Annotated in this window: 27 protein-coding genes; 22 read left to right on the top strand and 5 right to left on the bottom strand. The window is 71.9% G+C overall.

Annotated elements, in window-relative coordinates; all coding sequences use genetic code 11:
• The first annotated feature begins 36 nt into the window (after nucleotides 1–36).
• Both ACRWND_RS00810 and mqnP read left to right on the top strand, forming a co-directional pair.
• Entirely contained in the window at nucleotides 37–1488 is a 1452-nt protein-coding gene (locus ACRWND_RS00810; protein WP_431944652.1) for a menaquinone biosynthesis decarboxylase, read from the top strand.
• Nucleotides 1485–2408, top strand: coding sequence for a menaquinone biosynthesis prenyltransferase MqnP (mqnP, locus tag ACRWND_RS00805; protein WP_431944650.1), 924 nt, complete (start codon nucleotides 1485–1487; stop codon nucleotides 2406–2408). Before ACRWND_RS00810 ends, mqnP begins: the two co-directional genes overlap by 4 nt.
• A 62-nt stretch (nucleotides 2409–2470) precedes the next feature.
• Here mqnP and ACRWND_RS00800 read toward each other — a convergent pair whose 3' ends face one another.
• The 3 genes from ACRWND_RS00800 to ACRWND_RS00790 all read right to left on the bottom strand — a co-directional run bounded on the left by ACRWND_RS00800 (nucleotide 2471) and on the right by ACRWND_RS00790 (nucleotide 4968).
• On the bottom strand, nucleotides 2471–3106 hold the full coding sequence (locus tag ACRWND_RS00800; protein ID WP_431944649.1) for a DUF4870 domain-containing protein: 636 nt from the start codon (nucleotides 3104–3106) through the stop codon (nucleotides 2471–2473).
• A 42-nt stretch (nucleotides 3107–3148) separates the two neighbouring features.
• Nucleotides 3149–3685, bottom strand: a complete 537-nt coding sequence (locus tag ACRWND_RS00795; RefSeq protein ID WP_431944647.1) for a rhomboid family intramembrane serine protease — start codon at nucleotides 3683–3685, stop codon at nucleotides 3149–3151.
• 212 nt (nucleotides 3686–3897) lie between these two features.
• Complete coding sequence (locus tag ACRWND_RS00790; RefSeq protein WP_431944645.1) at nucleotides 3898–4968, bottom strand: hypothetical protein; 1071 nt, start codon at nucleotides 4966–4968, stop codon at nucleotides 3898–3900.
• 96 nt (nucleotides 4969–5064) lie between these two features.
• Here ACRWND_RS00790 and ACRWND_RS00785 point away from each other — a divergent pair, with 96 nt between their 5' ends.
• From ACRWND_RS00785 to ACRWND_RS00760, 6 genes are all read left to right on the top strand, one after another.
• A complete protein-coding gene (locus ACRWND_RS00785; RefSeq protein ID WP_431944643.1) occupies nucleotides 5065–5775 on the top strand; it encodes a UbiX family flavin prenyltransferase in 711 nt (236 codons plus the stop codon).
• Nucleotides 5776–5834: 59 nt separating this feature from the next.
• A complete protein-coding gene (locus ACRWND_RS00780; protein WP_431944641.1) occupies nucleotides 5835–6290 on the top strand; it encodes an Lrp/AsnC family transcriptional regulator in 456 nt (151 codons plus the stop codon).
• 46 nt (nucleotides 6291–6336) lie between these two features.
• Entirely contained in the window at nucleotides 6337–7500 is a 1164-nt protein-coding gene (gene mqnE, locus ACRWND_RS00775) for an aminofutalosine synthase MqnE (protein ID WP_431944800.1), read from the top strand.
• Between the two features lie 168 nt (nucleotides 7501–7668).
• Nucleotides 7669–8187: an N-acetyltransferase family protein gene (locus ACRWND_RS00770; RefSeq protein WP_431944639.1), complete on the top strand. Its 519-nt coding sequence runs from the start codon at nucleotides 7669–7671 to the stop codon at nucleotides 8185–8187.
• A gap of 107 nt (nucleotides 8188–8294) precedes the next feature.
• A complete protein-coding gene (locus ACRWND_RS00765) occupies nucleotides 8295–8594 on the top strand; it encodes a DUF4229 domain-containing protein (protein ID WP_431944798.1) in 300 nt (99 codons plus the stop codon).
• 69 nt (nucleotides 8595–8663) lie between these two features.
• On the top strand, nucleotides 8664–9851 hold the full coding sequence (locus ACRWND_RS00760) for an amidase family protein (protein ID WP_431944637.1): 1188 nt from the start codon (nucleotides 8664–8666) through the stop codon (nucleotides 9849–9851).
• A gap of 319 nt (nucleotides 9852–10170) precedes the next feature.
• Here the strand turns inward: ACRWND_RS00760 and ACRWND_RS00755 are convergent, their stop codons facing one another.
• Entirely contained in the window at nucleotides 10171–10374 is a 204-nt protein-coding gene (locus ACRWND_RS00755; RefSeq protein ID WP_030667277.1) for a cold-shock protein, read from the bottom strand.
• A 304-nt stretch (nucleotides 10375–10678) separates the two neighbouring features.
• On the opposite strand from ACRWND_RS00755, the gene ACRWND_RS00750 reads away from it, so the two are divergent.
• From ACRWND_RS00750 to ACRWND_RS00710, 9 genes are all read left to right on the top strand, one after another.
• A complete protein-coding gene (locus ACRWND_RS00750; protein WP_431944635.1) occupies nucleotides 10679–11551 on the top strand; it encodes a menaquinone biosynthetic enzyme MqnA/MqnD family protein in 873 nt (290 codons plus the stop codon).
• Between the two features lie 205 nt (nucleotides 11552–11756).
• On the top strand, nucleotides 11757–13451 hold the full coding sequence (locus ACRWND_RS00745) for a protein kinase domain-containing protein (protein WP_431944633.1): 1695 nt from the start codon (nucleotides 11757–11759) through the stop codon (nucleotides 13449–13451).
• Nucleotides 13452–13503: 52 nt separating this feature from the next.
• Nucleotides 13504–14703, top strand: coding sequence for a cyclic dehypoxanthinyl futalosine synthase (gene mqnC / locus ACRWND_RS00740; RefSeq protein WP_431944631.1), 1200 nt, complete (start codon nucleotides 13504–13506; stop codon nucleotides 14701–14703).
• An 8-nt stretch (nucleotides 14704–14711) separates the two neighbouring features.
• Nucleotides 14712–15116 carry an imidazolonepropionase-like domain-containing protein gene (locus ACRWND_RS00735; protein ID WP_431944629.1) on the top strand — a complete coding sequence of 135 codons (405 nt, stop codon included), beginning with the start codon at nucleotides 14712–14714 and terminating at the stop codon, nucleotides 15114–15116.
• 207 nt (nucleotides 15117–15323) lie between these two features.
• Nucleotides 15324–16013 (top strand): demethylmenaquinone methyltransferase, encoded by a 690-nt coding sequence (locus ACRWND_RS00730; RefSeq protein WP_431944627.1) that lies wholly within the window; start codon nucleotides 15324–15326, stop codon nucleotides 16011–16013.
• A 119-nt stretch (nucleotides 16014–16132) separates the two neighbouring features.
• The gene (locus ACRWND_RS00725) at nucleotides 16133–17422 is read left to right on the top strand and encodes a geranylgeranyl reductase family protein (RefSeq protein WP_431944625.1); all 1290 of its coding nucleotides are present in this window, start codon (nucleotides 16133–16135) and stop codon (nucleotides 17420–17422) included.
• Nucleotides 17423–17556: 134 nt separating this feature from the next.
• Nucleotides 17557–18021 carry a helix-turn-helix domain-containing protein gene (locus tag ACRWND_RS00720; RefSeq protein ID WP_431944623.1) on the top strand — a complete coding sequence of 155 codons (465 nt, stop codon included), beginning with the start codon at nucleotides 17557–17559 and terminating at the stop codon, nucleotides 18019–18021.
• Nucleotides 18014–18373 (top strand): DUF4180 domain-containing protein, encoded by a 360-nt coding sequence (locus ACRWND_RS00715; RefSeq protein WP_431944621.1) that lies wholly within the window; start codon nucleotides 18014–18016, stop codon nucleotides 18371–18373. Before ACRWND_RS00720 ends, ACRWND_RS00715 begins: the two co-directional genes overlap by 8 nt.
• 300 nt (nucleotides 18374–18673) lie before the next feature.
• A complete protein-coding gene (locus tag ACRWND_RS00710; protein WP_431944619.1) occupies nucleotides 18674–19012 on the top strand; it encodes a hypothetical protein in 339 nt (112 codons plus the stop codon).
• Between the two features lie 274 nt (nucleotides 19013–19286).
• On the opposite strand, the gene ACRWND_RS00705 is transcribed toward ACRWND_RS00710, so the two are convergent.
• A complete protein-coding gene (locus tag ACRWND_RS00705) occupies nucleotides 19287–20090 on the bottom strand; it encodes a C40 family peptidase (RefSeq protein ID WP_431944617.1) in 804 nt (267 codons plus the stop codon).
• Between the two features lie 555 nt (nucleotides 20091–20645).
• Here ACRWND_RS00705 and ACRWND_RS00700 point away from each other — a divergent pair.
• The 5 genes from ACRWND_RS00700 to nuoE all read left to right on the top strand — a co-directional run bounded on the left by ACRWND_RS00700 (nucleotide 20646) and on the right by nuoE (nucleotide 24587).
• The gene (locus ACRWND_RS00700; RefSeq protein WP_431944615.1) at nucleotides 20646–21005 is read left to right on the top strand and encodes an NADH-quinone oxidoreductase subunit A; all 360 of its coding nucleotides are present in this window, start codon (nucleotides 20646–20648) and stop codon (nucleotides 21003–21005) included.
• Nucleotides 21006–21020: 15 nt separating this feature from the next.
• Nucleotides 21021–21575 carry a NuoB/complex I 20 kDa subunit family protein gene (locus tag ACRWND_RS00695; protein WP_392611405.1) on the top strand — a complete coding sequence of 185 codons (555 nt, stop codon included), beginning with the start codon at nucleotides 21021–21023 and terminating at the stop codon, nucleotides 21573–21575.
• An 86-nt stretch (nucleotides 21576–21661) separates the two neighbouring features.
• Nucleotides 21662–22396 carry an NADH-quinone oxidoreductase subunit C gene (locus ACRWND_RS00690; protein ID WP_431944796.1) on the top strand — a complete coding sequence of 245 codons (735 nt, stop codon included), beginning with the start codon at nucleotides 21662–21664 and terminating at the stop codon, nucleotides 22394–22396.
• Nucleotides 22397–22407: 11 nt separating this feature from the next.
• On the top strand, nucleotides 22408–23736 hold the full coding sequence (locus tag ACRWND_RS00685) for an NADH-quinone oxidoreductase subunit D (protein ID WP_431944794.1): 1329 nt from the start codon (nucleotides 22408–22410) through the stop codon (nucleotides 23734–23736).
• Nucleotides 23737–23762: 26 nt separating this feature from the next.
• Nucleotides 23763–24587, top strand: a complete 825-nt coding sequence (gene nuoE / locus ACRWND_RS00680; protein ID WP_431944792.1) for an NADH-quinone oxidoreductase subunit NuoE — start codon at nucleotides 23763–23765, stop codon at nucleotides 24585–24587.
• The last annotated feature ends 2 nt before the right edge of the window (nucleotides 24588–24589 follow it).

Genomic DNA, 24589 nt, shown 5'->3' with positions numbered 1-24589 from the left:
CGGGTCCAGGGTAGTGCGTGCCGGATACTGGACCGCATGGCTTACGACGATCTTCGCTCGCTGCTGAGGGCCCTGGAGAAGGAGGGGGACCTCAAGCGCGTCAAGGCAGAGGTCGACCCGTACCTGGAGGTCGGTGAGATCGTCGACCGCGTCAACAAGGCGGGCGGTCCGGCGCTGCTGTTCGAGAACGTCAAGGGCTCCTCGATGCCCCTGGCGATGAACGTGTACGGTACCGACCGCCGGCTGCTGAAGGCACTGGGCCTGAAGTCCTACGCCGACATCGGCGACCGCATCGGCGGGCTGCTCAAGCCGGAACTGCCGCAGGGCTTCGTCGGTGTGCGCGAGGCCTTCGGCAAGCTCGCAGGGATGACGCACGTGCCGCCGAAGAAGGTGAAGGACGCGCCTGTCCAGGAGGTCGTGCTCACCGGCGAGGACGTCGACCTCGACGCGCTGCCCGCGCTGTTCACCTGGCCCGGGGACGGCGGCTCCTTCTTCAACCTCGGCTTGACGCACACCAAGGACCCCGAGACCGGCGTCCGCAACCTGGGCCTGTACCGGCTGCAGCGGCACGACCGCCGCACCATCGGGATGCACTGGCAGATCCACAAGGACAGCCGCAACCACTACCAGGCGGCCCAGCGGCGCGGCGAACGGCTGCCGGTGGCCATCGCGTTCGGCTGCCCGCCCGCCGTGACGTACGCCTCCACCGCGCCGCTGCCCGGCGACATCGACGAGTACCTGCTCGCGGGCTTCATCGGGGGCAAGCGCGTCGAGATGGTCGACTGCAGGACGGTGCCGCTCCAGGTGCCCGCCCAGGCCGAGGTGGTGCTGGAGGGCTGGCTGGAGCCCGGCCGGATGCTGCCCGAGGGGCCGTTCGGCGACCACACCGGCTTCTACACCCCGCAGGAGCCCTTCCCGGCGCTGACCATCGACTGCGTGACGATGCGCAGCAGGCCGCTGCTGCAGTCCATCGTGGTCGGCCGGCCGCCGACCGAGGACGGTCCGCTGGGCCGGGCCACCGAGCGGTTCTTCCTCCCGCTGCTGAAGGTCATCGTGCCGGACATCGTGGACTACCACCTGCCGGAGGCCGGCGGCTTCCACAACTGTGCGATCGTCTCGATCGACAAGAAGTACCCCAAGCACGCCCAGAAGGTCATGCACGCCATCTGGGGCGCGCACATGATGTCGCTGACCAAGCTGATCGTCGTGGTCGACGCCGACTGCGACGTGCACGACCTGCACGAGGTCGCCTGGCGGGCGCTGGGCAACACCGACTACGCCCGCGACCTGTCGGTCGTCGAAGGCCCGGTGGACCACCTCGACCACGCCTCCTACCAGCAGTTCTGGGGTGGCAAGGCGGGCATCGACGCGACCCGCAAGCTGCCCGAGGAGGGCTACACCCGCGACGGCGGCTGGCCCGAGATGGTGCTCTCCGACCCGGAGACCGCCGCGACGGTCGACCGCCGCTGGAAGGAGTACGGGCTGTGAGCGCCGAATCCGCGACGCCGGATCTGTTCGGGCCCTCGCCGCGGCCGGACGGCAAGGTCCGGGCGTTCCTGCGGCTGGTGTTGATCGAGCACTCGGTCTTCGCCCTGCCGTTCGCCTACATCGCCGCGCTCAGCGCGATGTTCGCGCAGGACCGTTCCGTCCACTGGTGGCAGCTCTTCCTGATCACCGTCGCGATGGTCGGCCTGCGCACCTTCGCGATGGCCTGCAACCGGATCATCGACCGCGAGATCGACGCCCGCAACCCGCGCACCGCAGGACGCGAACTGGTCACCGGCGCCGTGTCCGTGCGCTCGGCGTGGACCGGTGCGCTGTTCGCCGTGGCGTTCTTCCTGGGCGCCGCCGCGCTGCTGAACCCGCTCTGCCTGGCGCTGGCGCCGGTCGCGGTGGTGCCGATGGTGGTGTACCCGTACGGCAAGCGCTTCACCGACTACCCGCACGCCATCCTCGGCCTCGCCCAGGCCATGGGCCCGGTTGGCGCCTGGCTGGCGGTCACCGGCTCCTGGTCGTGGGACGCCGTCATCCTCGGTCTCGCGGTGGGCGTGTGGATCGGCGGCTTCGACCTGATCTTCGCGTGCCAGGACGTCGCCGCGGACCGCGCCCACGGGGTGCGCTCGGTCCCGGCCCGCTTCGGCGTCGACGGCGCGCTGTACGGGGCGCGGGCGAGCCACGCGGTGACCACGGTGCTGCTCGTCTGGTACGGACTGGCGGTCGGCGCCGGGGCCTTCTGGTGGGTCGGCATGCTGATCGTGGGCGGCGCCTTCGTCTACGAGCACAGCATCGTGAAGCCCGGCGACCTCAGCAGGCTCAACCGGGCGTTCTTCACGGTCAACGGCTTCATCGGCGTGGCGTTGTTCGTCTGTGCGCTGCTGGACCTGGTGGTGCGCGGGCTGGGCGTCTGACGCCGCGGCCCGGGCCGGGCGCGTCCGCGGGCGACCGGGCGGGCCGCGTCCGGCCCGTCCGGTCAGCCGCGCAGGAACGGCAGGGCGAAGAACTTCGGGTAGGTCCACCACTGGCCGCTGTTGGCCTTGGTGCTGCCGACGATGCAGAAGATCAGTCCGACCAGCATGTGCAGCCCGGCCAGGGCCATCACGCCGAAGCCCGTGAGGGGCAGCCAGAGCGGGTCCTCGCCCGCCGACATGGCCATGCCCGCGATGCCGCCCCCGTAGCCGGCGAGGACGAACACGCCCACGATGGCCGTGGTGATGCCGTAGTTGATCGCCTGGGCGGTGTGGTGCCGGACGAAGGGGTCGTGCTTGTTGTGCTGGTTGGAGCGGATGACCAGCGGGGCCACCCACGCCAGCGCCCAGCCGAGGCAGCACACGCTGCTCCCCGCCACCAGGGTGAGCAGCGCGCCGAGGTGGGCCCACATCGCGGGCGTGGTGGGCGGCCGCGGCGGCGGGGGCGGGAAGGGCACCGGCCCGTGGGCGTAGCCGTAGCCGTACGGCGGCACGGTGTTCGGCACCGGAGCGGGCGGCGGCGGGTACGGCGAGGCCGGCGGAGACATGGCGGGGCCGTCCGGCTCCTGCCCCTGCCCCGGTGGCGCGGTCGGTGCCGCACCCTGCGGTGGTACATCCTCGTGCTTGCTGAAATCGGTCATCGGAAGCCCCCCCCGTCGCGTTGTTCCGGGAATCCTACGGCGTCATCTGAGCGACCCGTCGGCGGGCCGGTCCCGGAAGAGGAAGGCGCCCACGACGCCGCCGATGAGCCCGAAGAGGTGGCCCTGCCAGGAGACCCCCTGGGCGGTGGGCAGGACTCCCCACAGGATCGAGCCGTACGCCACCGCGACGATCAGGCCCACCGCGATGTCGATGAGGCGCCGGTCGACGAAGCCGCGCACCAGCAGGTAGGCGAACAGGCCGAAGACGATGCCGGAGGCGCCGGCGGTGTTGGTGTGCGCCGGTGCCACCAGCCACACCCCGCCGCCGCTCGTCATGACGATGACGAAGACCACGCTCAGCAGGCGGCCGGTGCCGCGCAGCGCCGCGAGGAAGCCCAGCACCAGCAGGGGCAGGCTGTTGGCGGCGACGTGGTCGAAGCCGAAGTGGACGAACGCGGCCGGGACCACGTCGCGCAGCTCGCCGATCTGACGGGGCACGATGCCGAAGGTGTCGAGCGCGTGATGGGTCATCACGTCGACGCACTCGATCAGCCAGAGCAGGCCCACCCAGAGGAACATGACCGCCGCGGCCGTCTTCGCCCGTTCTCCCGGACCCGGACCCGGGAGCGGGGCCGCGTCGCCTCGGACGCCCCGGCGGGCGCCGCCGGCGCCACGTCCGGCGATGGGTTCGTACGCCACAGGCCCCCCTCGTGGTGGTCCGCCGCCCGCCCGGCCGGTCGGGCTCCCCTCACGGTAGACAACGAGACCGGGCTTCGTGGCGGTTCCCGGGCCTACGCGTCCGTTTCACCCATCATGAACTGCATCATGGCGCCCATGATGTCCTGGGGGTTCAGCGCGGTGGCCCCGGCCGGGGCGGTGACGGGTACCGCGTCGGGGGCGAAGCCGACGGTCAGCGGCAGCGCGCCGTGGATCTCGCCCTTCGTGTCGAACTGGTCGAGGTCCAGGCTGATCCCCGAGAGCGTGCCGTCCTTGATGGCGACGTCCACGCTGACGTTCTTGTCGGGCACGTCCTTCAGATCGGCGGGCGAGCCCCCGTCCGGCAACCGGGCCGCCAGGGGCTCCAGGGCCTTGGCGAACGCGGCGGCCGTCTTCCCCGCGGACAGGGTCACCTTGATGTGGTCGACGCCGTCCTTGCTGCCGGCGTCGGCGAACTTCGCGTTGTGCTCCACGGCCTCGCGGAGCGCCTTGGTGATCAGCTTCTGCGTCTTCGCGTCCAGCGCCGAGGCGTCCGGGAGCGGAGAGCCGGCGGGCCCGTCCTCGCCCATGGTCTTGGCGAACTCCTCGAAGGCCTCGAGGTCGACGGAGACCCACTTGCCGCCGAGCGCGTCCTTGACCGAGGTGTAGGAGGAGGGCAGGTCGTCGGCGGCGTCCAGGAACCGCTGGACCTCCGCCATGTCGCCCTTGCTCTTCCCGGTGCCGAGATCGCCGGCGAGCGACATGAACCGCCGCAGGTCGAACCGCAGGTAGGTCTTCCCGCCCGCCAGACCGCGGATCTCCAGCAGGTCCTTGTCCTTGCCGAGCGAGATGCGCAGCGCCAGCGAGGAGCTGCCCGCCTTGGCGTCCTTCAGCGGTTCGGCGGCGCTCGCGGAGAAGGACACGTCGAGATCGGCCAGCATCGCGGCGTTCTCCCGGGAGAACCCGTCCGAGTCCTTCAGCGCGGACCATATCTGCTGCTCGCTGCCGTTCAGGCCCACGGACACCGTGACGGCCTTCTGCTGGCCGAGCCGGTCCAGCGCCTGCTGGACCTCGGCGCCGGCGCTCAGGTTCTCGGCGGTGCCGCACGCGGTGGCGGCGGTGGCGATGAAGGCGGCGCAGCCGACGGCGGCGATGCCCTTGCGCATGGTGTCGATGGTGTTCTCCTCGATCGGTGCGGGAACGGTTGGAGGACCCGTGAGGAGGCCGGAAGGTTGTACGGGCGGCCGGATAGGCTCGCCCGCATGGACGACAGCGAGCGCGGGACACCCTGGGTGGTCGGGGTCTCCGGGGCCTCCGGGACGCCGTACGCGGCGGCGGTGCTGCGGGCGCTGCTGCAGGCCGGGGAGGCGGTGGACCTGGTGGTCAGCCGGGCCGCCCGGCTCACCGTCCTGGACGAGACCGGGGGGCCCTTCCGGGACGCGCACTGGCGCGAGGACCTGGCCCGCTGGCTGGCCCGCGGCGCGGACGGCACGCCGGACCGGTTCGAGACGGATCTGTCCCGGGTGCGGTACTGGCCCGCCGGGGACCTCGCGGCCGGCCCGAGCTCCGGCTCCTACCCGGTCAAGGGCATGCTGATCGTCCCGGCGAGCACGGCCTGCGTGGCGGGCGTCGCCCTCGGGCTCTCCAAGGACCTGCTGCAGCGGGTGGCGAGCGTCACGCTGAAGGAGCGCCGCCCGCTGGTGGTCGCCGTACGGGAGACGCCGCTGGGCGGACAGACGCTGCGGCACCTGGTGGCGCTGGACGAGGCCGGCGCCGTGGTGCTGCCGGCCTCGCCGGCCTTCTACGCGGGGGCGCGGGACATCCAGGACCTGGTCGACTTCGTCGCGGGGCGGGTGCTGGACGCCGTCCACGTGCCGCACACGCTGTACCGCCGCTGGGAGGGCGAGCTGGGCGCCGCCGGGGCCGGGGCGGACGGGGCGGCCGCGACGGATGCGCAGGGCACATCCGCGTGAATGCCTTAGATTCTTGTCCTGACAGCGCAGTTGCGGCGTGAATGAAGGGGTCCAGTCTGATGGACGCGGTGGACAGGCAGCTCATCCAGGCCCTCCGTGAGAACGGCCGGGCCTCGTACGCCGAGCTGGGCCGGCTGGTGGGCCTGTCCGGACCGAGCGTCACCGACCGGATCAACCGGCTGGAGCAGGCCGGCGTGATCACCGGCTACCGCGCCACCATCCGTCCGGCGGCCCTCGGTCTCGGGGTCACCGCGCTGGTCGGCCTGCAGCTCAGCGACGCCGCCGACCACGAGGACGTGGCGACCCGGCTGCGCGACCTGAACGAGATCGAGGACTGCTGGTTCATCGCCGGCGACGACTCGTACATGCTCAAGGTGCGCGTCCCCGACGTGGACGCCCTGGAGCACACCATCCGCCGGCTGTCCGGAACCAAGGGCGTCGCGCGCACCCGTACCACGATCGTGCTCTCGACGAAGTGGGAGAACCGGGTCGGGGAACTCCCGGAGAACGTCTAGGCGTAAGGTCGGACGGACGATCCGGATGGTGAAGGCGAGGCAGGCGATGGACGCGGGACTCAAGCGCGAGCTGGAGGCGAAGGTCTACGCGGGTGAGCGGCTGACCCGCGAGGACGGCATCGCCCTCTACGAGTCGGACGACCTGGCCTGGCTGGGCGGCCTCGCCCACCACGTGCGGACGCGGAAGAACGGCGACGTCGTCCACTTCAACGTCAACCGCCACCTCAACATGACCAATGTGTGCACCGCCTCCTGCGCGTACTGCTCCTTCCAGCGCAAGCCCGGGGAGAAGGACGCGTACACGATGCGCATCGAGGAGGCCGTCCGGCTGGCGAAGGAGATGGAGGGGGAGAACCTCACCGAGCTCCACATCGTCAACGGCCTGCACCCGACGCTGCCGTGGCGCTACTACCCGCGCTCGCTGAAGGCGCTCAAGGAGGCGCTGCCGAACGTCTCGCTGAAGGCCTTCACCGCCACCGAGATCCACCACTTCGAGACGATCTCCGGGATGAGCGCGAGCGAGATCCTGGACGAGCTCATCGAGGCCGGCCTCGAGTCGCTGACCGGCGGCGGCGCCGAGATCTTCGACTGGGAGGTGCGGCAGCACATCGTCGACCACCGCACCCACTGGGAGGACTGGTCGCGCATCCACCGCCTGGCGCACGAGAAGGGCCTCAAGACCCCGTGCACCATGCTGTACGGGCACATCGAGGAGCCCCGGCACCGGGTGGACCACGTGCTGAGGCTGCGTGAGCTGCAGGACGAGACCGGCGGCTTCCAGGTCTTCATCCCGCTGCGCTACCAGCACGACTTCGTCGACCTGAAGGACGGCAAGGTCCGCAACACCCTGCAGGCGCGGACCACGATGGCCACCGGCGCCGAGGCGCTGAAGACCTTCGCGGTCTCCCGGCTGCTGTTCGACAACGTGCCGCACGTGAAGGTCTTCTGGGTCATGCACGGCGTGCAGACCGCCCAGCTCGCGCTGCAGCACGGCGCGGACGACATGGACGGCTCGGTCGTCGAGTACAAGATCACGCACGATGCCGACAACTACGGGACGCCCAACAAGCTCACCCGCGACGACCTGCTGGAGCTCATCCGGGACGCGGGCTTCCGTCCGGTCGAGCGCAACACCCGGTACGAGATCATCCGCGAGTACCCGGGGCCCGACGCGGCCCGCCGCGAGTCTCCGCAGCCGATGCGGGTGTGAGACCTGCCGCGCGACCGGGTGCCGGCTCGTGCGGGCAGCGGAGGCGCGCCGTCACATGACGGCGCGCCCCGTCGCCATCCCGGCGCCGAAGCCTCGCCTTCACCCCGGCGTCCCGCCGCGGCCGGACGCCCGTCATGCCACGTCAGCCCGGGTGCCTAGGGTGTGCGCATGGCACTGCGCTTCACCCTCGACCCCGAGCTCACCCCCGGTCTGCGGGACCAGCTCGTCTCCCTGTGGACCGACGTCACCAACGCGGGCGGCGCCGTCGGCTTCGTCGCGCCCGTGGGCCGGGGCGACGTCGCCCCCGAAGCCGAACGGCGCTGCGCGGCGCTGTCCGAGGGCAGGGCGCACATGGTCGCCGGGTTCGCCGGCGACCGGCTCGCCGCCACGGCGTTCCTCACCTTCAACACCCACCGCCTGATGCGGCACTGGGCCTGGCTGTACACCGTGATGATCGACCCCTCCCTGCAGGGCCGCGGCCACGGCGCGGAGCTGATGCGGGCGGCGGAGCGGACGGGCCGCGACCTCGGTCTGGAGGGGCTGAAGCTCACCTGCCGCGGCGGCATGGGGCTGGAGCGCTTCTACGCCTCGGCCGGCTACAAGGAGGTCGGGCGCGTCCCGGCGGCGATACGCGTCGCCCCGGGTGACGACCGCGACGACATCACGATGTGGCTCCCGCTGACCTGACCGCAGCAGGCCCGTGCTTCACTGATGGAGGTGTGTCCGGTACGACCCGCGGGCCGGCGAGCGAAACGAAGGAAGTGGCAACGACCGTGAGCTGGAAGCCGAGCCCCATGCTGCGCTACTCCCTGATGCGTCTCGGTCTCTTCGCGGCCTGCTTCCTGGTGATCTGGGGCCTGGTCTACGTCCGTGTGCTGCCCGCCGGCCTCGGCGACTCCAACCTCCTGTGGGTGATGCTGCTCGCGCTCGTGGTCAGCGCGCCGCTCAGCTTCGTCGTGCTGCGCGGGGTGCGCGAGCAGGCCTCCGTACAGGTCGCCTCGCGCGTGGAGCGGACCAAGGCGAACCTCGCCGCCAGCGCCGCCCAGGAGGACGAGGCGGACGACGCCTCCCGCGCGGCGGCGCAGAACGGCTGACCCACCCCGGGCGGGCGCCGGTCGCGCCGCCCGCCCGCCGGACCGGACGCGGCGGAAGGGACCACCCCGGTGACCACCCCGCCCTGGACCCCTCGAGCGGCTCCCGGCTCCACGGCCCGCATGACCGCGTACGAGATCGCCGCCGCGGTCCGGTCGGGCGCCCTGCCGGCACGGGAGGCCGTCGCGGAGGCGCTGGACCGCGTCGCCCGCCACGACACGCTGCGGGCCTACACCGAGGTCTGGCCGGAGGCGGCCGCGGCGCGGGCCGCCGAGATCGACCGCCGCGTTCGCGCGGGCGAGTGGCTGCCGCTGGCCGGCGTGCCCCTCGCGGTCAAGGCCACCGAGTCCGTCACCGCCTTCCAGACCCGCCGTCTGGCGAGGGCGGGCTGCGTCCCGGTGGGAGCGACGTCCACCCCGGGGCGCGGCACCGGCTGGCGGACCTGGGGAGCCACCGACCGCGGCCCCACGCTCAATCCGCACGACCCCCGCTGGAGCCCGGGCGGGTCCTCGGCCGGCTCGGCCGCCGCGGTGGCCGCCCGTCTGGTGCCGCTGGCCACCGGCAGCGACGGCGCGGGGTCCGTCCGCATCCCTGCCGCCTGGTGCTCGGTGATCGGGCTGAAGCCCACCAACGGACTGGTGCCTGCCCGGGACAGGGCCGGACTGAACATCGCCGGGCCCCTCGCCCGCACCGCCGCCGACGCCGCCCTCTATCTGGACGCCCTCACCGGCCCCGGGACACAGCCCCGGCCTGCTCCCCCCGAGCGTCCCCTGCGCGTGACGTGGTCGGCGACGCTCGGTTTCGCCGACACCGTCGACCGGATCGGCGCCGTGGCCCGGTCACGACTCGACGCCCTCATCCGTACGGGGGCCCTCATCTTCGACGATCTCGCCGTCCGGTTGCCCGATCCGGCCCCGTGCTGGGCGGCGCTGCGCGGGCACGGCGGCGGGGGTCCGGACGGCGCGGCAGGGCGCAAGGCAGAGCTGGAACGCGAACTCGCCCGGGTGTTCGCCGTCGTCGACCTGATCGCGACCCCGACCACTCCGAACCCGCCCCATGGGCACCAGGGCCCCGGTGACACCATGAGCGTCGCGCTGACCTGGGCCTTCAACATCAGCGGCCATCCCGCGATCAGCCTTCCCGCGGGACGGACCGCGCGCGGGGAACCCGTGGGGCTGCACCTTGTGGCGCGGCGGCACCGGGAGGCCGATCTGCTGTCCGTCGCGGCCGCCGCCGAGACGGACCTCCCGGCCCTGTAGGCACGGCGGCCAGGGCATCACCGCTCCGCGGAGGGGACGTACGGGGGCGGCGACGGCGCACGGGGTGCGCACGGTGCGGGGCCCCTACGTCTCGTCCGCGCCCACCGGCCGGCCGGGGTGCGACGGACCGCCGCGGCCCACACGCGCTCACGCGCTCGAAGGCGAAGCCAGAAGGCGAGGACGCGCGTTGGCCCCCGGCCCCCGAAGAGGCGCCGGAGGAGGCCGGCAGAGGCCGGGAGCGGCCGGAAAGGCAGGAGCCCCGCACGGGGTGCGGGGCTCCTTGGGTACTACTCGTCGGTTACTGCTCGTCGGTCCGCGATCAGGCGGGGGTGACGTTCTCCGCCTGCGGGCCCTTCGGACCCTGCGTGACGTCGAAGGTCACCTGCTGGTTCTCCTCCAGCGAACGGAAGCCGGAGGCGTTGATCGCGGAGTAGTGGACGAAGACATCGGGGCCGCCGCCGTCCTGGGCGATGAAGCCGAAGCCCTTTTCGGCGTTGAACCACTTGACGGTTCCGGTAGCCATAAGCCCTCCTTGGGCCAAAGGGTTGCCCTGCTCCAGAACCTGCCCTGCTCACTGCAAGAAGTCTGAAAACTACAAAAGCCCGCGGTCACATGCTCCGCAGGCTCTGTACTGCAAGGGAAACCAAACTGCAACTTGCGACGACAGTAGCACGGAGCATCTGCGGCGGGGAAGAGTGCAAGATCGGAATTCACCCGTGCCGCGCAACGGGCCGGTTCGGCGCTCGCCGGGTCCCGCCCACGACGGCTCCGGCGCGCTACGCGGGACCCGCCGGAGGATCCCGAAGGCGGGGGTCTAGCCTCCTGATGTGGACACATCTGCGCCTCTTCCCTCCGCCGGTGGTGTGCGCCGGGCCCGGCCCCGCGTCGGGCACATCCAGTTCCTGAACTGCGTGCCTCTTTACTGGGGGCTCGCCCGAACGGGTGCCCTGCTCGACCTGGAGCTGACCAAGGACACGCCTGAGAAGCTCAGCGCCCAGCTCGTCTCCGGGGCCCTCGACGTCGGCCCCATCACCCTCATGGAGTACCTCCGGCACGCCGAGGAGTTGATCGCGCTCCCGGACATCGCCGTCGGCTGCGACGGCCCGGTGATGTCCTGCGTGATCGTGAGCCAGGTCCCCCTGACCGCGCTGGACGGCGCCCGGGTCGCCCTCGGCTCCACCAGCCGCACGTCGGTCCGGCTGGCCCAGCTGCTGCTCGCCGAGCAGTACGGGGTGGAGCCCGACTACTACACCTGCCCGCCCGACCTCTCGCTGATGATGCAGGAGGCCGAGGCCGCCGTCCTGATCGGGGACGCGGCGCTGCGCGCCTCGCTGCACGACGCGCCGCGGCTCGGCCTGGAGGTCCACGACCTCGGGCTGATGTGGAAGGAGTGGACGGGACTGCCCTTCGTCTTCGCCGTCTGGGCCGCCCGCCGCGACTTCCTGGAGTCCCGCCCCGAGGTCGTGCACGAGGTGCACCGGGCCTTCCTCTCCTCCCGCGACCTGAGCATGGAGGAGGTGGAGAAGGTCGCCGAGCAGGCCGCCCGGTGGGAGGCCTTCGACGCCCGCACCCTGCAGCGCTACTTCACCACCCTGGACTTCTCGCTCGGAGCCGAGCAGCTCACGGGCATCGCCGAGTTCGCCCGCCGGGTGGGCTTCCCCGAGCAGGCGCGCGTCGAACTGCTGGGCGCCGAGGGCTGATCCCACGGGCCGGCGGCACCCCGCCGCCGGCCCCGCTGCCCCGGCCCCCCGTTGCCCCGGCCCCTTTCCCCGACAACGGGACGATCGGCGCGGCCCCGTCCGCGGCGGCGCCTGCCGCCGGAGCACTCGGCCGCGGCGGATGGCGTGAGCACGGCGGCCAGGGGTACGACTCCCCTGACCTTCCGCACCGGCGAGAGGCGCGCAGATGCAGCCCCTGCAAGCGAACGACCCTCCGGCGATCGGTCCTTACCGCCTGCTCGGCCGGCTGGGCGCCGGCGGGATGGGCCGGGTCTACCTGGGGCGCAGCCCCGGCGGCCGGACGGTGGCGGTGAAGGTGGTGCGCTCGGAGCTCGCGGACGACCCGGAGTTCCGCACCCGGTTCCAGCGCGAGGTCGACGCGGCGCGCCGGGTCGACGGCGCGTGGAGCGCGCCGGTGCTGGACGCGGACACCGACTCGCCGGTGCCATGGGTGGCCACCCGTTATGTCGCCGGCCCCGCGCTGTCCGAGGCCGTCCCGGCCTTCGGGCCGCTGCCGCCGCGGGGACTGCGCGCGCTGGGCGCGGGACTGGCCGAGGCGCTGGAGGCCGTCCACGGACGCGGGCTGGTGCACCGCGACATCAAGCCGTCCAATGTGCTGCTCTCGCTGGACGGTCCCGTGCTGATCGACTTCGGCATCGCCCGTGCCATGGACGCCACGGCCGCCCTGACCAGCAAGGGCGCGGTCGTCGGCTCACCCGGCTACATGGCGCCCGAGCAGGTCACCGGCGGGCCCACCGGTCCGGCCGCCGACGTCTTCGCCCTCGGCGCGGTGCTGGCCTTCGCCGCGACCGGCAGCGGCCCCTTCTCCGGGGACAGCGCGGCCGTCCTGCTCTACAAGGTCGCCCACGAGGAGCCGGAACTCGGCGCGGTGCCGGACGAGTTGCGTTCGCTGACACGGTCCTGCCTGGCCAAGGACCCCGCCAAGCGACCGACGCCCCGCCGGCTCACCGAACTCCTGGCGCCCGGTGGCGACGCCGCCTCGCTGGTGCGGGCCGGCTGGCTGCCGCCCCCGCTGACGGAGCGGCTGGGGCGGCAGGCCGTCGAACTGCTCGACCTCGAACCCTCCCCGCACCCGGGACCGCCGGGTCCGGCCCCCGGTCCCGCCGGCGCGACCGCCGGTCAGACCGCCGGGGGATCGGGCGCGGGTCACGGCGCGTACGGGTCGTACGGCGGGCACCCCTCGTACGGGGCGTTCGGCCCGCCGCCCGGGCCGACCGGGCCCCAGGACGCACCGCCGTTCCCCGCGACGCCGCCGCCCGCCCCCGCGGCGGGCCGCCGGCGCGGACGCGCCGCCGTGCTGGCGGGGGCGGGGATCGCGGCGGCGGCCGCCGTGGCCCTGTCCCTCGTGCTGCCGGGGCTCCTCGACGGCGCGAACCAGGCCAGGGGCGGCGAGCCCACCCCGTCGGCAAGCGCGGGCCGGGGCAGGACGGCGGCGTCCTCGCCCACGTCGCCGGCCCCGCCGCCGTCCTCGCCGCCGGCCTCCGCAGCGCGCCTGGACGCACTCCCGAAGTCCTTCGCCGGCACCTGGAAGGGCGACACCGTCACCACCGGCGGAGTGCCGGGGACGATGCAGATCACCCTGCGCGAGGGCAGGGTCGGGGCGGTCGTCGGCCGCGACAGGAGCGTGCTGGACCTGCTCGGCGAGACCTACGACTGCAGCGGCGACTGGAAGCTCGTCGAGGCCACGGAGAAGAGCATCGTGCTCGACACCAGCGGCGCCGCCAACCCGCACCCCGGGATCTGCTCCGACGGTTCGTCCGACGAGCGGTTCACCCTCACCGCGGACGGCTCGCTGCACTACCGCTCGGGCGACCCCCTGGCCGGCCGACCGGAAGGGGACCTCAGGAAGCAGGGCGGCTGATCGCCTGGCGTAGGCTGAGCGGGTCCGTCACAACCCTCGGAAGGGATGCCCGGTGAGCGAGAACGCCGACCTGCAGTCCGTCCTCGACCGTGCCGCCGGCGGTGGCCGCATCACCCCCGAGGAGGCGCTCGACCTCTACCGCTCCGCGCCCCTGCACGCCCTCGGCGCGGCCGCCGACGCCGTGCGCCGCCGCCGCTACGCGGGTACCGAGCACATCGCGACGTACATCATCGAGCGCAACATCAACTACACCAACGTCTGCGTGACGGCGTGCAAGTTCTGCGCCTTCTACGCCGCGCCCAAGGACACCGCCAAGGGCTGGACCCGGGACCTCGATGACATCCTGCGCCGCTGCGCGGAGACCGTCGAACTCGGCGGCACTCAGATCATGTTCCAGGGCGGCCACCACCCCGACTACGGCGTCGAGTACTACGAGAAGCACTTCAGCGCCATCAAGCAGGCCTTCCCGCAGCTGGTCATCCACTCCCTCGGCGCCTCCGAGGTCGAGCACATGGCCCGGATCTCCAAGGTGTCCGTGGAGGAGGCCATCAGCCGCATCCACGCCGCGGGCCTGGACTCCTTCGCGGGCGCCGGCGCCGAACTGCTGCCGGAGCGGCCTCGGAAGGCGATCGCCCCGCTGAAGGAGAGCGGCGAGCGCTGGCTGGAGATCATGGAGACTGCGCACGGGCTCGGCGTGGAGTCGACCTCCACCATGCTGATGGGCACCGGCGAGACCAACGCCGAGCGCATCGAGCACCTGAGGATGATCCGCGACGTCCAGGACCGCACGGGCGGTTTCCGCGCGTTCATCCCCTACACCTACCAGCCCGAGAACAACCACCTGAAGGGCCGGACCCAGGCCACGCTCTTCGAGTACCTGCGCATGATCGCCATCGCGCGGATCTTCCTGGACAACGTCGCCCACATCCAGGGCTCCTGGCTCACCACCGGCAAGGAGGTCGGCCAGCTCTCGCTGCACTACGGGGCCGACGACCTCGGCTCGGTGATGCTGGAGGAGAACGTGGTCTCCTCGGCCGGCGCCAGGCACCGCTCCAACCGCATGGAGCTGATCCACCTGATCCGCGCCGCCGGCCGCGTCCCGGCCCAGCGCGCGACCACCTACGAGCACCTCGTCGTCCACGACGACCCGGCGAACGACCCGGTCGACGACCACGTCGTCTCCCACCTGTCGTCGACCGCCATCGAGGGCGGCACGGCGCACCCGGAGCTGAAGCTGCTCAGCACCTCCTGAGCCGCCCGATGGTGACGATCCACTCCGGGGCCGACGGCACGGCCGTGCTGGTCGACGGCGGCATCCTGGCCGCCGTCGGCCCGTTCGAGGAGTTGCGGGCGGCCCATCCGGGCGCCCGTGTGCGGACCTGGCCGGGCGTGCTGCGCCCCGGCCTGACCCACGAGGGCGAGCTGCCGCCGGCGCCCACCCCGCGCGAACGCGTGCACGCCCTGCTGCTGCGCGGCGTCACCGCCGTGGCCGGCGCCCCGGCCGATCCGGCGCTGCGCTCGACCCTGGACCGCTACGGGCTGCTGCCCGCGCGCCGGGCCCCGGCCCTGGAGCCGGGCGCCCGGGCGGATTTCGCTGTCTTCGAAGAGCAGGGCCGCTGCCTCGCCACCGTCGTCGCCGGTCGCCTCCTCCACCGCCGGGCCTGACGCCGTCGGGCCTGACGCCCTCGGGGCGCGTCCGGGGCCCGGGCGAGCTGCCCGGTACGGGCCGGACCCGCGTCGACCCTCATCGCGGGCTGCCCTGCGGCCCGTTGCCGCGCTGGTCCCCGGAGCCGGGCGTCCGCCGCCCGCCCGGCCGCGCCCTGCCCGGGGCCCCTGCGCGGGGCGCGGGGCTGCCGGGTGAACAATGGGGGCGTGACCCGAGCCTCCCTGGACAAGCAGCCGCACGAAGTCGCCGCGATGTTCGACGACGTCGCAGCCAACTACGACCTGACCAACGACGTGCTGTCGCTCGGCCAGGACCGCCGCTGGCGCAAGGCCGTCGCCCAGGCCCTCGCCGTCCGTCCCGGCGAGCGCGTGCTGGACCTCGGCGCCGGCACGGGCACCTCCTCGCTGCCCTTCGCGGAGGCGGGCGCCCGCGTCGTGCCCTGCGACTTCTCCCTGGGCATGCTGCGCGAGGGCAAGCGCCGCAACCCCTTCCTCCCGCTCACCGCGGGCGACGCGACCCGGCTGCCGTTCGCCGACGCGGTCTTCGACGCCGTCACGATCTCCTTCGCCCTGCGCAACGTCCACGACACCGACGCCGCGCTGCGCGAGATGCTGCGGGTCACCCGCCCCGGCGGCCGGGTCGTCATCTGCGAGTTCAGCCACCCCACCTGGGCGCCGTTCCGCACCGTCTACACCGAGTACCTGATGCGCGCCCTCCCGCCCGTCGCCCGGGCGGTCAGCAGCAACCCCGACGCGTACGTGTACCTGGCCGAGTCCATCCGCGCCTGGCCCGACCAGCCTTCGCTGGCCGGGCGCCTGCAGAAGGCGGGCTGGTCGAAGGTCGCCTGGCGCAACCTGTCGGGCGGCATCGTGGCGCTGCACCGCGCGGTGCGCTGAAGGCGGGGCGGCCCGCCCGCTCACGGATGCGGCCCCATAGACTGCACGGAAGTCCGGTCCGGCCGCAGCCGGCTGGTCGCAGACAGGCCCGCATCCGCCCCTGAGCAGCGAGGAGCACCGTGACCGAGACCGCCGCTTCGGAACGCAGCGCCGATGTGATCGTCGTAGGTGCCGGGCCCGCCGGTTCGACGACGGCCTACTACCTGGCGAAGGCGGGACTCGACGTCCTGCTGCTGGAGAAGACCGCCTTCCCGCGCGAGAAGGTGTGCGGCGACGGACTGACCCCCCGGGCGACCAAGCAGCTGGTCGCGATGGGCATCGACATCTCCGAAGAGGCCGGCTGGTTGCGCAACAAGGGACTGCGCATCATCGGCGGCGGCGTCCGGCTGCAACTGGACTGGCCGGACCTGGCCTCGTTCCCGGACTACGGGCTGGTGCGCAAGCGCGAGGACTTCGACGAACTCCTCGCCCGCCAGGCGCAGAAGGCGGGCGCCCGGCTCTACGAGCGCTGCAACGTGGGTGCCCCGATCCGCGACGAGCGCACCGGCCGCATCACCGGCGTCGAGGCCAAGCTGGGCGAGGAGAAGACCCCGGTCACCTTCCACGCGCCGCTGGTCGTCGCCGCGGACGGCAACTCCACCCGGCTCTCGCTCCAGATGGGCCTGCACCGCCGCGAGGACCGCCCGATGGGCGTTGCCGTGCGCACGTACTTCACCTCCCCACGGCACGACGACGACTACCTGGAGTCCTGGCTCGAGCTGTGGGACCGGCGGGTCCCGGGCGATCCGCGGCTGCTGCCGGGCTACGGCTGGATCTTCGGCATGGGCGACGGCACGTCCAACGTGGGCCTGGGCGTGCTCAACACCTCCTCCGCCTTCAAGGAGCTGGACTGGCGCGAGGTGCTGAAGGCCTGGTGCGCCTCGATGCCCGAGGACTGGGGCTACACCGAGGAGAACATGACCGGGCCCATCCGCGGCGCGGCGCTCCCTATGGCCTTCAACCGCCAGCCGCACTACACCAAGGGCCTGCTGCTGGTCGGCGACGCGGGCGGTCTCGTCAACCCGTTCAACGGCGAGGGCATCGCCTATGCGATGGAGTCCGGCCAGATCGCCGCCGACGTCATCGTCCAGGCGCACGCGCGCGGCACCGCGGCCCAGCGGGAGCTGGCGCTCCAGTCGTACCCCCGGATCCTCAAGGACACCTACGGCGGCTACTACACGCTCGGCCGCGCCTTCGTGAAGCTGATCGGCAACCCGAAGGTCATGAAGCTGGCGACACAGCGCGGCCTGACGCATCCGATGCTGATGCGCTTCACGCTGAAGCTGCTGGCGAACCTCACCGACCCCTCGGGCGGCGACGCGATGGACCGTGTGATCAACGGTCTGTCGAAGGTGGCGCCGCGCTCCTGAACCCCCGCGGTCCCTGCCGCGCCGGTCCGTGCTGCACGGGCCGGCGCGGCTTTTTTCTGCCATCGCGCCGGGCAGCCGACGTGGAGGTATGCAAACGACCTTATCCTTACCTTTCAGAGGTATGATGCAGGCCTATGGAGAGGGAATGGCTGTCCGTGGAGCAGGTCGCGGAGCGGCTCGGCCTGCATGTGCGCACCGTCCGCGGCTACATCCGCGACGGACGGCTGAAGGCCGTGCGCATCGGCAAGCAGTACCGCGTCGCCCGGGCCGATCTGGACGCCCTCACCGGTGCGCCGGCAGCCGCCCCACGGCGCCGGGTGGAGGTCTCGGCCATCGTCGAGGTGGACGGCATCGGCGCGGCCGCCGCCGACCGCCTGGGCACCCTGCTCGTGGCCGGCGCCCAGATGGCGCGGGAGCCGCACGAGTTGGCCCGGGTCCGGACGGCGTACGACGACGAGCGCTCGCGGCTGAAGGTCGTGGTGCTCGGAGGCGCCGCGGCGACGGCGGACGTCCTGCGCACCATCGACGACGTCCTGGGAGGGGAGAACGACATGCTGCCGCAGGAGCACATCGAGGATCCGGAGGCGGGCCGTGGCTGACGTGGTGACCGAGCGGCGGGGCGTGCCCGTCCTCGTCTGCGGCGAGGACGGTGCGAGGGTCAGCGGCGTCCAGGACGCGCTCGACCTGATCGGAGCGACCTACCTGCAGGCGGAGGTGGTGGCCCTGCCGGTCGCCCGGCTGGACGAGAGCTTCTTCGCCCTGCGCAGCGGCCTGGCGGGGGAGATCATGCAGAAGTTCGTCAACTACCGTGTCCGGCTTGCCGTCGTCGGCGACGTCTCGGCGTACACGGCGGCGAGTACGGCCTTTCGCGACCTGGTCCGCGAGTGCAACCGCGGCGGCCGCACGTGGTTCGTCGACGACCTCGAGGCGCTCGACGCCCGCCTCGGCTGACCGGGCGCGCGCCGCTCCGACGGGGAACCGCGCCCACGGCGGCTTCCGTTGGCCCGCGCGGCCGTGCGCTTCGCGGGAAGGGGCGGCGGACTCGCCGGTCTGGGCCTGCGGTTGGCGCGGACGCGGAGGACGGGGTGGCGAGGGGCCGGATCGCCGATCCTCTGACATCGATGTCGTTGACATCGATGTCAGCAGCGCCTGCCAGGGAGTCAGCTCGCGCCCGAAATGCGGGATTTGAGGCAATGTGCTCATACTTTTGATCACTGCTCGGGGATTCGTGATCAACGAAAGGGTGCAGACATGAGCACGCGCATAACCCAGGTCCTGGTCGCCGCGGCCGCCGCGGACCAGCGCCCGGGCGACAGCCGCGGCGACGACCGCCGTAGTGACGACCGCCGTGACGACCGGCGGGGCGACGACCGGCGGGGCGACGACCGGCGGGGCGACGACCGGCGCGGTGACGACCGCCGTGGCGACCGGCGGGGGCAGTGCTCGGTCGGCCTGGGCTCCTGGAAGCTGGAGTACCGTCCCGGACGTCTGGTGCCGGTCTCCAGCCACGGCCGCGTCAAGTGGGTCCGCACCCCCGGTCACTGGGTCAAGGTCTGGCACAGCGGGGGCCGGGACTGCCACCGCCGATGACCCCAGCGGCCGGAGCCCGGTTCCCCGCCGCGGTGGAGCCTGGCTCCGGCCCGGGAGCCACTCCCGGGGGACCCAGGCCGTCCGGCCCCGTGCGGTGGCTCTCCTTGCGGCGGGGCCGGACCCGTCCGTCCTCCGCACGGCGCGGGGCGCGGTGCGGCGGTTCCCCCTCGCGGCCGTCCCCCCTCGCGGCGGCGGAGGAGCGCACAGGACGGACGCAGGAAGCCGCCGGCCCACAGTCAGTGGGCCGGCGGCTTCGTGGGGACGGGGCCCGCGATCAGAGCACGCGGACGGCGGACGTCGGCATGTAGCCGGACATCTGCTGGATGACGACGCCCTTGCTCGGGTTCGCCGCGTCCAGGTACTGCCCGCCGCCGATGTAGACGGCCACGTGGTAGGCGGAGCCGACGCCGCCCCAGAAGACGAGGTCGCCCGGCTGGACCGCGCTCACGGACACGGGGGTGCCGAAGGTCGACTGCGCCTGCGAGGTGCGCGGCAGCTCGACGCCGATGGTGCGGAAGGCGGCCTGGGTGAGGCCGGAGCAGTCGTACGCGCTGGGGCCCGTGGCGCCGTAGACGTACGGCTTGCCGACCTGGGCCTTCAGGAAGCCGATGACGGAGGCGACGCTGCCCGTCGCGTGGCTGGAGGAGGAAGAGGCGGCCAGCACGGTGCGCCCGACGGAGCGGGACACGGCGGCGGTCTCGCGCGCCTCGGCGGCCTTGGCCTTGGCCTTGGCCTCGGCGCGCGACCGCGCGTCGGCGGCGGCCTTCTTCTTCTGGGCGGCCTTCATGGCCTCGGTGCGCGCCTGCTCGCGGGCCGCGTCCAGCTGCTGCTCGACGACGGTCTCGTCGAGGGCGTCGGCGGCCTCCGCGGCGGTGGCGGTGGTGGAGAGGGCGGGGATGACGGGGATGCTCCCCGTGGTCGCCGGGTCGGCGGCCGAAGGCTCCGCGTTCGCCGGAGCGGACATTCCGGTCAGGGCGAGCGTTCCGATGACGCCGCCGGCGACTCCAGCGCGGCGCACCCAGTTGGGGCTCTGCGCGTCGCGTCGCCGGCGGCGTATATGCGAGGTCTGAAGGGACATGAGGACTTGGGTATCAGGCCAGGTCGGTTCCGTTCAACAAAAGTGTGATGCGCCACAGTTGGCTCAGGAGCAGTGGTATTGTCCCCTTTTTGATCTTCTTAATTCGGGATGATCGGGACATTCAACTGCAAATCCTCGTGCTCGCGTTCACGTGCCTCCGGACGTCGTCAGCGCGGGTTTTCATGGCTCACCCGCACGGGTGGCGAGCGGCTATCACGTCCTGCGGTCCATCTCGAATTTGCCTTGGAACGGCACGGCCTGATAGTGCTGCACCCCTTTTCACCAGCGGAAATGCAGGTAAATGTGACTTCTGGTGATCGTTTGAGATGCCTGAGTGAGAAGATCACCGCTCATCCCTGTTCATGATCGTTCGACTGGTGGCAGAGATCACAAAAGCCGAAGCGAACCCCGTGTCGCAGATCACAGACCAGGAGGCATAGGATGCGGGCAGTCCGGGCTTGTGAACTGCCTCACATGGAGGGGAACCCGGTGGCGTGGGGCGCACGTCCGGACACGGTCCGTCATCAGTCACCGTCGACTGGAAGGAGCGGGGACGTGAACGCCTACGCGCCCATCCTCGTGCTGGGCGGCCTCGGGGCCGGCTTCGCGATCTTCTCCGTGGTCATGGCCTCCATCATCGGCCCGAAACGGTACAACCGGGCGAAGTTGGAGGCGTATGAGTGCGGCATCGAGCCGACTCCGCACCCAGCCGGGGGTGGCCGTTTCCCGATCAAGTACTACCTGACGGCGATGCTCTTCATCGTCTTCGACATCGAGATCGTCTTCCTCTACCCCTGGGCCGTCACCTTCGACGCCCTCGGGATCTTCGGGCTCGTCGAGATGCTCCTCTTCGTGCTCACCGTCTTCGTCGCATACGCCTATGTCTGGCGCCGCGGCGGTCTGGAATGGGACTAGGGGCGGAGAATAGCCATGGGTATTGAAGAGAAGCTGCCGAGCGGGTTCCTGCTCACCTCCGTCGAGGCGGCGGCCGGCTGGGTCCGGAAGGCCTCGGTCTTCCCGGCCACGTTCGGTCTCGCGTGCTGCGCCATCGAGATGATGACGACCGGGGCCGGGCGGTACGACCTGGCGCGTTTCGGCATGGAGGTCTTCCGCGGGTCCCCGCGCCAGGCGGACCTGATGATCGTGGCCGGCCGGGTGAGCCAGAAGATGGCCCCCGTCCTGCGCCAGGTCTACGACCAGATGCCGAACCCCAAGTGGGTGATCTCGATGGGGGTCTGCGCATCGAGCGGCGGGATGTTCAACAACTACGCGATCGTGCAGGGCGTCGACCACGTGGTGCCGGTCGACATCTACCTCCCCGGATGTCCGCCCCGTCCCGAGATGCTGATGGACGCCATCCTCAAGCTCCACCACAAGATCCAGCACAGCAAGCTCGGCGTGAACCGTGAAGAGGCCGCGCGCGAGGCGGAGGAAGCGGCGCTCAAGGCGCTGCCGACGATCGAGATGAAGGGGCTGCTTCGGTGAGCGACGCACACGAGGCCGCAGGGGCCCCGGGCGGCGACGGGGCCCGCGCCTTCGCGCAGGGCGACGAAGAACGAGAGGGGCGCGCGATGACTTCCCCTGACACCCCGAACCCGGACAAGGACGTCAACGCGGCGGGCCTGCCCGGCCAGCGGGGCGACCACGGCGAGGCGATCCGCGTCCAGCGCGGCATGTTCGGCGCCCAGGGCGGCGGCGACACCTCCGGCTACGGCGGCCTGGTGCGCACCGTGCGACTGCCCGGGGCGGCGAGCCGTCCCTACGGCGGCTGGTTCGACGATGTCGCCGACGAACTCGAGGGCGCCCTCGAGGAGCAGGGCCTCCTCCCGGACAACGCGATCGAGAAGGTCGTCGTGGACCGCGGCGAGATCACCTTCCACATCGCGCCCGAGCACCTGCCCCGGGTCGCCAGGACCCTGCGGGACGACCCCGCGCTGCGCTTCGAGCTCTGCACGGGCGTCAGCGGCGTCCACTTCCCGGAGGACAAGGGCCGCGAACTGCACGCGGTGTACCACCTGCGCTCGATCACCCACAACCGGCTGATCCGGCTGGAGGTGAGCGTCTCCGACACGGACCGGCACATCCCGTCGCTCGTCGAGGTCTACCCGACCAACGACTGGCACGAGCGGGAGACCTACGACTTCTTCGGGATCGTCTTCGACGGGCACCCCGCCCTGATCCGGATCATGATGCCGGACGACTGGCAGGGCCACCCGCAGCGCAAGGACTACCCCCTCGGCGGCATCCCCGTCGAGTACAAGGGCGCCCAGATCCCTGCTCCGGACCAGCGGAGGTCGTACTCGTGAGCACACACGACATGTGGCAGGCACCCCGGCAGGCCGCGGAGCGGGAGACCACCGAGGGCCGGGTCTTCACGGTCACCGGCGGGGACTGGGACGAGCTGGCCGAGAACGTCGGCAAGGCGGACGACGAGCGCATCGTCGTCAACATGGGTCCACAGCACCCCTCCACCCACGGCGTGCTCCGGCTGATCCTCGAGATCGACGGTGAGACGGTCACCGAGGCCCGCTGCGGCATCGGCTACCTCCACACCGGCATCGAGAAGAACATGGAGTTCAGGAACTGGACCCAAGGGTCCACGTTCGTGACGCGCATGGACTACCTGACGCCGTTCTTCAACGAGACGGCGTACTGCCTGGCGGTGGAGAAGCTGCTCGGCATCACCGACGCGGTCCCTGACCGCGCCTCGGTGATCCGCGTGATGCTGATGGAGCTGAACCGCATCTCCTCGCACCTGGTGGCCATCGCCACCGGCGGCATGGAGCTCGGCGCCACCACGATCATGATCTACGGCTTCCGCGACCGCGAGATGATCCTGGACATCTTCGAGGTGATCACCGGCCTGCGGATGAACCACGCCTACATCCGCCCCGGAGGCCTCGCCCAGGACCTGCCGCCCGGCGCCGTGGACCAGGTCCGCGAGTTCGTGAAGAAGTTCCGCAAGAACCTCCCCGAGTACGACAAGCTCGCCACCGGCAACCCGATCTTCAAGGCCCGCATGCAGGATGTGGGCTATCTGGACCTGGCCGGCTGCATGGCGCTCGGCGCCACCGGCCCGATCCTGCGCTCCACCGGGCTGCCGCACGACCTGCGCAAGGCGCAGCCGTACTGCGGGTACGAGAACTACGAGTTCGAGGTGCCGACCGTCGACACCTGCGACTCCTACGGGCGGTTCCTGCTCCGCCTGGAGGAGATGCGGCAGTCGCTGGACATCGTCGAGCAGTGCCTGGACCGGCTGCAGCCCGGACCGGTCATGGTCGCCGACAAGAAGATCGCCTGGCCCGCGCAGCTCGCGCTCGGCCCGGACGGGCTGGGCAACTCGCTCGACCACATCAAGAAGATCATGGGCACCTCCATGGAGGCCCTGATCCACCACTTCAAGCTGGTGACCGAGGGCTTCCGGGTCCCGGCCGGCCAGGCGTACGTCGCCGTCGAGTCGTCCAAGGGCGAACTCGGCGTCCACGTGGTCAGCGACGGGGGCACCCGTCCCTTCCGCGTCCACTTCCGCGACCCGTCCTTCACCAACCTGCAGTCCATGGCGGCGATGTGCGAGGGCGGCCAGGTCGCCGACGTCATCGTCGCGGTGGCGTCCATCGACCCCGTGATGGGAGGCGTCGACCGGTGACTGAGGTATCACTCGGCATCCCCGCGATGCCCGCGCCGGACTACCCGGCCGACGTACGGCAACGGCTGGACGAGGACGCGGCGAAGATCATCGCGCGCTACCCCGGCAGCCGCAGCGCCCTGCTGCCGCTGCTGCACCTGGTGCAGGCGGAGGAGGGCCATGTCTCCCGCACCGGTGTGCGCTTCTGCGCCGAGCAGTTGGGTCTGACCACGGCCGAGGTCACCGCGGTGGCCACCTTCTACTCGATGTACCGGCGGAGGCCCTCCGGCGAGTACCAGGTCGGGGTCTGCACCAACACCCTCTGCGCGGTCATGGGCGGCGACGCGATCTTCGACGAGCTCAAGCGGCACCTCGGCGTCGAGAACGGCGAGACCACCGCCGACGGCAAGATCACGCTCGAGCACATCGAGTGCAACGCGGCATGCGACTTCGCCCCCGTGGTGATGGTCAACTGGGAGTTCTTCGACAACCAGGACCCGGCCTCGGCCAAGCGGCTCGTCGACGACCTCCGCGCCGGCCGCACCGTCGAACCCACCCGCGGCGCTCCCCTCTGCTCGTTCAAGGAGACGTCCCGGATCCTCGCCGGGTTCCCCGACGAGCGCCCGGGCGCCGTCGAGGCGAGCGGCGGCGCCGGCCCCGCCTCGCTGGCGGGCCTGCGGCTCGCCCGCGGCGAGGCGCTGCCGGGCACCGGGGGCGGCGTGCCCCGGCAGACCTCCGCACCGCCGCAGGACGGGACGCCCGCGGCCCACCCCAGCTCCCACGACGCCCCGCTGGACTCCGCGGTCTCCGACCCGGACCACCCGGCGGGACCCGTGACGGAGCCTTCGACCGAAGGCGAGGAGGACCGGTGACC

Origin of the sequence: Actinacidiphila sp. bgisy167, assembly GCF_965342175.1 — a bacterium.
In the GTDB taxonomy this organism is placed as follows: Bacteria; Actinomycetota; Actinomycetes; order Streptomycetales; family Streptomycetaceae; genus Actinacidiphila.
Note: the sequence above shows the minus strand (reverse complement) of the source record. Positions and strands in the feature narration are given on the sequence as shown.